We start from the raw sequence: 7,644 nt of genomic DNA, 5'->3' as shown, positions 1-7,644 counted from the left end.
TAAGCCGTAGCTCACCAACTCGGCCGACGCCGCCGCCAACCCAACCACTTACCCGAACTTGCCTTCGATGTAGTCGGACGTTACGCCGACGCGGGGCGTGGTGAAGAGGTCGGCGGTCCGCGCGTACTCGCGCACATGACCTTGGTGGAAGAACGCGGTGTTGTCGCTCAGCCGCCGCGCCTGCTCCATGTTGTGGGTGACGATGATGATGGTGTACTGGTCGCGCAGTTCCTGCAACGTTGACTCAATCTGCAGCGTCGCAATCGGATCCAGAGCACTCGCCGGTTCGTCCAACAACAGGACATCCGGGCGTAAAGCCAACGCCCGTGCAATGCACAGCCGCTGCTGTTGACCACCGGATAATTCCAACGCACTGCGATCCAGTACGTCTTTGACCTCATCCCACAGCGCCGCACCGCGGAGGCTCTGCTCCAACCGTTCGGCCAGCAACTGCCGGTCACGCATACCGTGCTCCCGTAGCGCCAACGTGACGTTGTCCCTAATCGACCGGGCAAAGGGGTTCGGCCGCTGGAAAACCATCCCGATATGTGTCCGGACCCGGTACACGTTCGCGCTTGCCGCATTGACGTCCGTGTCCCGATACATAATTTCGCCGTGCACCGTAGCAATCCCATCATTCATGCGGTTTAAACAACGCAGAAACGTGGACTTACCCGACCCGACGCACCGATTAACGCGGTGATTTGGTGCTCGGGGAAACTCAAAGTTGTTGGTGACAGAGCTTCCTGGTCGCCATACCACACCTGTAGTTTGTGCGTACTCATCGCCACCGCCCCATCCGGCGCCATGATACTCGTTGGTAGGTCGTCTGCGGACGCCGGTTCAAACCTTACGGGTGCTGGTCCCAGCGTCGTCATTGGTTGATCCATCATGCTGCCCCCTTTGCTTGCTTACCCGTCAGTCGTCGGTACACCAGCCCGCCTAGTCCGCGGGCACCGAGGTTAACCAGCAATATCACGATGATGAGCACCGCTGACGCCCCCGCCGAAATGGCCTTGGCGTCCGGGGTCACCCCTTCAGTGTTCAGTTGCCAGATGTGTACCGCCAACGTTTCGGCCGGCCGCATCGGGTTCAGGAAACTGCTGGCATTGAATGGATTCCAGTCGGTATAACTGACGTTAATGTTACTTTGCCCCGCCGTGTAAATCAGCGCGGCGGCTTCACCAAAGACGCGGCCGGCGCTCAAAATGATCCCGGTGAGAATGCCGGGGATGGCGGTCGGCAGGACAATCTTGGTGGTCGTCCGCCAACGTGACAGTCCCAGCGACAAACCAGCCTCCCGCTGCAAGTTCGGCACGTCCTCCAGCGACTCCTCAATATTGCGGGTCAAAATTGGTAAGTTAAACACAGTCAGGGCGATGGCCCCAGTCAACACCGAGAAACCCAGGTTAAATTTCAGGGCAAAGACCAGGTAGCCAAACAGCCCCACCACGATGGACGGTAACGAACTTAATACCTCGATGGCGCTACGCACGAAACTGGTTACGGCGTTGTGTGGTGCGTATTCGGATAGGTAGATGCCGGCTCCCAATGCAATCGGCACCGAAATAATGGTGGTCAACACCAGTAGGTACAAAGAATTAAACAATTGGTCGCGGATCCCTCCACCGGCAGTCATGTTGCTACTGGCGGTGGTCAAAAACCGCCACGAAATATGGGGCACACCCTGGAACAAAATGTAGCCTAACAAAAATACCAGGGTGGCAATGACCACGCCCACCAATGTATAGATGACAACGGTGGCCAGCCGGTCACTCTGCTTTGCATTCATCATGATGGCAGTGCCCCCTTTCGGCCCACTAGCCGGACGAGCAGGTTGAACACCAGTGACATGGCCAGTAGGATCAACGCCAAGGACCACAGCACGTTATTTTGCAACGTACCCGGCACCGTGTTGCCCATCTCGGTGGTGAGCGTACTGGTTAACGTTGACGTCGGGGTAAACAACCCCCGTGGCAATACGGTGGTGTTCCCAATGACCATTTGGACAGCTAACGCCTCCCCAAAGGCGCGGGCCATCCCCAAAATAATGGCGGTAATAATTCCCGGTGTCGCGGCTCGTAAGACGACTTTGCGTAACGTCTGCCACCGTGTCGCCCCCATCGCGTATGATGCCTGCCGCAACGACAGTGGCACGGCGCGAATGCTGGCCGCAGCCAGCGAGGTAACGGTCGGCAGTACCATGACGCACAACACAATCGTTCCGGCCAAAATCCCAAACCCAGTACCACCCGCCAGGCGCCGCAAGAACGGCACAACCACGGCGAGGCCAATAAACCCGTACACAACGGACGGAATACCAACGAGCAGTTCGATGACCGCCTGCAACAGCTTTGCACCCCTCCGTTCCGCAATGTCGGTCATAAACATGGCGACACTGAGTGCAAAGGGGGTGGCGACCAGCGCCGCGAGGATGGTCACACTGAACGAAGTCACCATCATGGGCAACGCCCCTACTTCCGGCCGGCCGTTAGAATCGGTCGCCGTTGGTTGCCAGTTGATCCCAAAGAATTCACTCAACGTTACGTGGTTCGTGGTAAACGTTGCCACCCCGCGCGCTGCGATGAAGTAGATGATGGCAACAACTAGTACCACCACGAGGCCGATGCTCAGGTACGTGAGGGCACGACCCCGCGTATCCTGCCGGGTTTCCCGTGATGAATGGGTCAGCTCGTCTTGAATCATTGCGTTTGTACGTGTCAGTTGCATAAAATCACCTTTTCTCGCTGCGAATAAATGTGGGTCGACCACCTACCGACCCTATGTATACGCCCGGTAGGGGATCGGGCGTTAAATGCACTACTTAATCGTGGTTACTTTGTTGTGAGCATCCATCTGCACCTTCATGTTCGCGATGCTGATGTAGCCTAATTTCTTGACCAAGGACTTCTGTACTTTGCTGGACTGGACGTACTTAATAAACGCGTCGGCAGCCTTGTTGTCCTTAGACTTAAGCGTGTACATGTGTTCGTAGGACCAGATCTTCCACTTGTTGGTTTCAACGTTAGCGGCCGTTGGCTTCACGCCGTCAATGTTGAGCGCGCGCAGCGAATCGTTCACGTACGAGAATGCGAGGTAGCTGATTGCACCTGGAGTGGTGGAAACAATCTTCTGCACGGTACCATTGGAATCCTGTTCCTGAGTTTTGATGGCCGTTGCGCCTTTCAGTACGGCGTTTTCAAAGGTGGCCCGGGTACCACTACCAGCCGCACGGTTAATCACCGTAATGGCTTCGTCCTTGCCGCCCAATTGCTTCCAGTTGGTGACTTTGCCCGTGAAGATTTGCTTCAGCTGGTCCATGGTGAGTGACTTAACGTCGACGTCCTTGTTCACTACGGGCGTCATCCCCACCACTGCCACTTTGTGGTCCTTCAGCTTGGACGCGGTAATGCCGGTCTGCTGGTCCGCAAAAATGTCAGAGTTACCAATCTGCACGGAACCAGACTGCACCTGGCTCAGGCCGGTACCGGAACCACCACCCTGCACGGACAAGTTAACCTTGGTGTGGGTGGTCTGGAAATCCTTAGCGGCTTGTTCTACCAGCGGCTGTAGTGCCGTGGAACCCACGGCCGTAACTTTGCCCGATACGTTAGCGGAGTCGGCCTTGGTGTTGGTACTACACATGCGGCCAGACCCAGAGTCAGCGCTCCCAGTGCGACGGCGGCGGTGACAAATTTGGTCAGTTTCATCAGTGATTACCTCTTTCTTCATTGGCTCTTACAACCATCTTTGCTACAAGGTTAATGATAGTCACGTTGTGTAACGGGTTAGAGCATGGCAAGGTAAAGGTATGTGTTGAGTTTGTATCGGTGGGGACGGGATGTTTACAAAAGGGACGGGTGATTATGCCGCTCCCCCTTTTTAATCGGGACATTGGTGGCGGCAAATACTTCGCATGGTGCACCGACTATGCGCTGGCTTCTACTTGACATTTGGCAATAATACAAACAAGGAGACCAGATTACCCTTGAATAGGGCAATTTGGCCTCCTTTCATCTAGTTGCAATAATTTTTATCGGTTAATCTAGGGATTCCTAATGTTGTTTATGGCTTTACTACGATTGATTTTTGCTCCAAACATTGACCGCAACCTGTGCCCATGCGTTTTGCCGATCATCAATCTGTTCACTAGAAATGGTATCAACAAGGTCCGCTAACGGTCGCGTTTCCTGTAGTTTTGAATTTGCCACTATTCCCGCGCGAATTTTACTATTCTTTCGCACGGTTCGTTCCTCGTTTTTGGTGAACAAGAACTTGTTTCCGATACGGTCGCTATCTTCAACGTTATTATTTAATTGCTGCACCTTAACGTCGTTAGATCGATATTTTCTACCTCGTCGGGATAAGCCAATTCACTAAGAATATATTTGGCGGCCCGCTCTGTAGTAATAGAAGCAGTACGAATGTCATCACTAAACTGTGTGTCACTAGTCATTTGGTCGGAAATAGCTTGATTGATTTCTTCAATAGTATTGATCTCACCACGGTACAAGTTATTGGCAATCGTGGAAAATGCTTTCTCATACTTATTGGCCACTAGTCCACCAATCGTGAAGTTCCGTACCGTAAAACTAATTACCTTGTAGGTAACAATAGCGATATCTTGCTCCGTAAATTTACCACTATCAACCATAACAAGAATCAGCGGATAAAAGGTCTTTGCGCCAAGCAAGTTTAAAACATACAGGTTTTTAAGAAGCGTGTCATCAGTGAAGATGGACTCTCTCTTGGGATCCACCATTGATACATAAAAGTCGGATAAGTCAGCCAATTTTTTTTACGAAATCTCTTGCATCGTTGGCAGTCTGAATTTTATGACTTAGTGCACGATACAATTTCTTTTCTGTGGTAAATTGTTCTGTAGCATTCCAATATGAGCGAATAAACTTTGTGGCTAAGGAGGAATTATAGCCCAACGGATCCATCATTTGATCCCAGTGGTGCTTAATATCATTATCGCCCTGGGCCTTTCTAAACAGGTGATTTTTCAGCAAGTCCGAGCTATTAAGGTCACGCCCGCGTGCATTTAGTGTCTCAAAAATTATAAACGCACTGGATTCATCACTTGTTGAAATAAGCATGACAAATTCGTGCTCTAACAACATCTTCTTCTGACGTTCAAGGTACTGAAGACGGGATACCTCCGTAGGTCGGTCTTTATAATCATTACTAATACAATTGTCAAAATACTTGTAAGCCTTGACGAAGTTCTTCTCACTATCTAGTTTTGCCTGACCCTGAACTTCATCGAAATTGCCAGGAACCTGAATCAAGCGACGGAAAAATTCGGCATACTGTTCAGATTGTGTGAATACATATTGATTACCGTGCTGAATGAAATCCGACTGTAGGTCGTCGGCCCGCACACTCGCCTTTGCATTATCGGTCATCTGGGCAAACCGATCACGCAAAACTGCCAGCATAATAATCACTGTAGTAACACGTTGCTGACCATCCACAATGTAGGCCTTACCGTCCAAAGTATTTACAACGACCTGTCCTAGGAAATGGTCATCTTCTTTACTAGCCACAACTTCCTGCAGATCTGCCCAGAAGTCATCCCACTCATTATTATCCCAGGCATATCCACGTTGATATGCAGGAACCGCAAAGTTGGAGTTTTCTGATAGCAGGCTTTGTATTGATTTACGTGCGAAATTCATTTCAGTCATATTAGCACCCCTCCATAGTTATATTCCACTAAATACACACCGTGATCTTAAAATTAACACTTGTCATATTCTATTCGGCAGAAAGTGCGTCTAACTGTATCTGCAACTGAGCAGTATTCACAGCGTCGAAGTTCTGACTCCATAAATTACTATTTTTACCAGCGGCCTGTGGATTATTACCCAATGAACGTGACATTTCTACAGTGTTATTAACTAGCTTGGCCCCGATGGAGTTCCACACCGTATCTGGATCAACAGTCCAATCGTAACGGGTACCATTATCCTTAACCAAGGCCCTAAATGCGCCAACAATAGGCAACAACAACCCCTGAGAAATCGTGTACTCTGTATTATGACCGTAATATTTTGTCGTTGTTTTTCGTAACTCAATGCCCTTTATTTTACCAAACTTGCCATTCGGAGTGATGTCACGATACTTATTTGCCATATCTTTTTCAACTAAATCATAAAGCTTAGTAATACCTGGTAGAAGCTGTGCAAGTTTATAGTATGGGTTAGAGGACTCATGTTCTGATGATTCATCATACGAAGTTAAATAATCCTTTAGCACGGCCGCTTTGCCACTATAAGCAGGTACTGGTTGGGCCACCTTTCCTTCAGGATATTTACTAATATTAAAGGCATACATTAGCCTGATTAGATCAGTTGCATCCAACGGTTTCTCGGATTCATTTTCCTTATACGAAATATCGCCTGCAAAAGGCAATTCAGAAATGGCAGACTTTACAAAGTCAAATTTATCCGCCAACTCTGCTATGGCCTTGTCACCAACAGCAACACTCGTGTTTCTAGCTGACGCTAAGGAATCAATTTCATCAATTCCCGTAATGACCTCTAAATGTACATACTGAATCTGATCGGCAGCAATTTTACTCCTCTTTGTCAAAATTGCTTGATAAGTGTGCCCTCCGTCCAGAATTCCATACTGAGATAAATCCGCTTCTGTTCTACTACCGACATTTAGCATGATAACCTTGTTCAGGCTGTCAATTTTAACACCTTTAGCCGAAATCAAAATTCCGCGGTTTTCAACGTAGAATTGTTCTTCGTCGTTTTGTAGACCATCCTCAATTCTACGAAATACCTTGGTTTTTTTTATTTACAGCCCGTGGATTGACCTCCGTTGGTAAATTAGATGGCAAATCCTTAACGTCCACTAACAAATGGTAGATAACCTTAGGATCACTTTCATAAGGGCTACTCAAGCGGGCAACGCTGGCAAATGGGAGCTTCTCGATCATGTCTGTAGATTCCATATCCTTTACACCTCTGCAAATTGTTTTTTTTAATATCAGCTGATATGATTATCGTATACTGGGTTAACGGTAAATCATATGAACCAAGGTGCATAACGTGATATGACATATAGACAAAGCACCATAAACGACTCGCTCCTACCCACCAGACGGATGGGATACAGAATGCGCGAATTCAGGCAGCATTTTAATAAGTCAATAGCCGAATTTTCTGAGGAATGTTCTATTTCACCACGACAATTAAGCAATTACGAGCGTGGTAAAAACATCCCCTCCATAGACTCATTAGTAAAGATGTCGCAAAATGAAGAAATCAAGGCAGAATACACGTTGGAAGACTTATTTAGAATATTGGTTGTAGAACCCTTAAACAAATAAACTACATCGTTTTCCCTGACGCATTTTTGATCAATAATATTATTGCAAATTACCGAAGGGAGTCATCTCATGAATAAAACTCGCCTAACTTACGATGAGGTCCATCGACAAGTCCAGCGTCTCGCCGACAACGACCTCTACCTTTTCGTTAAAGCTCTCGCCGAGTACTGCGACGAGGCGGAGATTACGCCAGAGCGTTACGACCTTTGGTTCCGCTCAGACAGCTCATTACTGGATGAATCTTTAGAGCATGATCTGAAGTGGTAATAATCGCGCGTATAAAAACAGGGCCACCC

General features: G+C 48.7%; 9 protein-coding genes and 1 pseudogene. 1 reads left to right on the top strand and 9 read right to left on the bottom strand.

All coding sequences use genetic code 11. The annotated features are described in order from the left end of the window. Nucleotides 1–48: 48 nt before the first annotated feature. From pstB to JCM12539_RS14355, 9 genes and pseudogenes are all read right to left on the bottom strand, one after another. A pseudogene (gene pstB / locus JCM12539_RS12095) lies at nucleotides 49–893 on the bottom strand (phosphate ABC transporter ATP-binding protein PstB). Continuing rightward, nucleotides 890–1,792 carry a phosphate ABC transporter permease PstA gene (gene pstA, locus JCM12539_RS12090; protein WP_054651764.1) on the bottom strand — a complete coding sequence of 301 codons (903 nt, stop codon included), beginning with the start codon at nucleotides 1,790–1,792 and terminating at the stop codon, nucleotides 890–892. The pseudogene pstB and the gene pstA overlap by 4 nt, the downstream one beginning before the upstream one ends. Next, nucleotides 1,792–2,730 (bottom strand): phosphate ABC transporter permease subunit PstC, encoded by a 939-nt coding sequence (gene pstC / locus JCM12539_RS12085; protein WP_225350379.1) that lies wholly within the window; start codon nucleotides 2,728–2,730, stop codon nucleotides 1,792–1,794. Before pstC ends, pstA begins: the two co-directional genes overlap by 1 nt. Before the next feature lie 90 nt (nucleotides 2,731–2,820). Continuing rightward, nucleotides 2,821–3,732 carry a phosphate ABC transporter substrate-binding protein PstS family protein gene (locus JCM12539_RS12080; protein ID WP_156302200.1) on the bottom strand — a complete coding sequence of 304 codons (912 nt, stop codon included), beginning with the start codon at nucleotides 3,730–3,732 and terminating at the stop codon, nucleotides 2,821–2,823. Nucleotides 3,733–4,076: 344 nt separating this feature from the next. Then, entirely contained in the window at nucleotides 4,077–4,244 is a 168-nt protein-coding gene (locus tag JCM12539_RS12075; protein WP_156302199.1) for a hypothetical protein, read from the bottom strand. Between the two features lie 68 nt (nucleotides 4,245–4,312). Continuing rightward, nucleotides 4,313–4,792, bottom strand: a complete 480-nt coding sequence (locus tag JCM12539_RS12070) for a hypothetical protein (protein ID WP_054651758.1) — start codon at nucleotides 4,790–4,792, stop codon at nucleotides 4,313–4,315. Further along, the gene (locus JCM12539_RS12065) at nucleotides 4,785–5,693 is read right to left on the bottom strand and encodes a DUF262 domain-containing protein (protein WP_054651756.1); all 909 of its coding nucleotides are present in this window, start codon (nucleotides 5,691–5,693) and stop codon (nucleotides 4,785–4,787) included. The genes JCM12539_RS12070 and JCM12539_RS12065 overlap by 8 nt, the downstream gene beginning before the upstream one ends. 70 nt (nucleotides 5,694–5,763) lie before the next feature. Then, nucleotides 5,764–6,786, bottom strand: a complete 1,023-nt coding sequence (locus tag JCM12539_RS12060) for an AIPR family protein (RefSeq protein WP_263849804.1) — start codon at nucleotides 6,784–6,786, stop codon at nucleotides 5,764–5,766. A gap of 1 nt (nucleotide 6,787) precedes the next feature. Further along, the gene (locus tag JCM12539_RS14355) at nucleotides 6,788–6,970 is read right to left on the bottom strand and encodes a hypothetical protein (RefSeq protein ID WP_225350378.1); all 183 of its coding nucleotides are present in this window, start codon (nucleotides 6,968–6,970) and stop codon (nucleotides 6,788–6,790) included. 102 nt (nucleotides 6,971–7,072) lie between these two features. Between JCM12539_RS14355 and JCM12539_RS15375 the strand changes: the two genes are divergently transcribed. Next, nucleotides 7,073–7,348, top strand: coding sequence for a helix-turn-helix domain-containing protein (locus tag JCM12539_RS15375; protein ID WP_082405527.1), 276 nt, complete (start codon nucleotides 7,073–7,075; stop codon nucleotides 7,346–7,348). The last annotated feature ends 296 nt before the right edge of the window (nucleotides 7,349–7,644 follow it).

The sequence above is a fragment of the Lacticaseibacillus pantheris DSM 15945 = JCM 12539 = NBRC 106106 genome, assembly GCF_001311175.1.
GTDB lineage: Bacteria > Bacillota > Bacilli > Lactobacillales > Lactobacillaceae > Lacticaseibacillus > Lacticaseibacillus pantheris.
This window is presented reverse-complemented; position numbering and strand designations above follow the sequence as displayed.

Bases quoted from the DNA above. Each gene is read 5' to 3' on its own strand.
- JCM12539_RS14355 (WP_225350378.1), bottom strand. From the start codon at position 6,970: ATGGAATCTACAGACATGATCGAGAAGCTCCCATTTGCCAGCGTTGCC.
- JCM12539_RS12080 (WP_156302200.1), bottom strand. From the start codon at position 3,732: ATGAAGAAAGAGGTAATCACTGATGAAACTGACCAAATTTGTCACCGC.
- JCM12539_RS12065 (WP_054651756.1), bottom strand. From the start codon at position 5,693: ATGACTGAAATGAATTTCGCACGTAAATCAATACAAAGCCTGCTATCA.
- JCM12539_RS15375 (WP_082405527.1), top strand. From the start codon at position 7,073: ATGACATATAGACAAAGCACCATAAACGACTCGCTCCTACCCACCAGA.
- pstC (WP_225350379.1), bottom strand. From the start codon at position 2,730: ATGCAACTGACACGTACAAACGCAATGATTCAAGACGAGCTGACCCAT.
- pstA (WP_054651764.1), bottom strand. From the start codon at position 1,792: ATGAATGCAAAGCAGAGTGACCGGCTGGCCACCGTTGTCATCTATACA.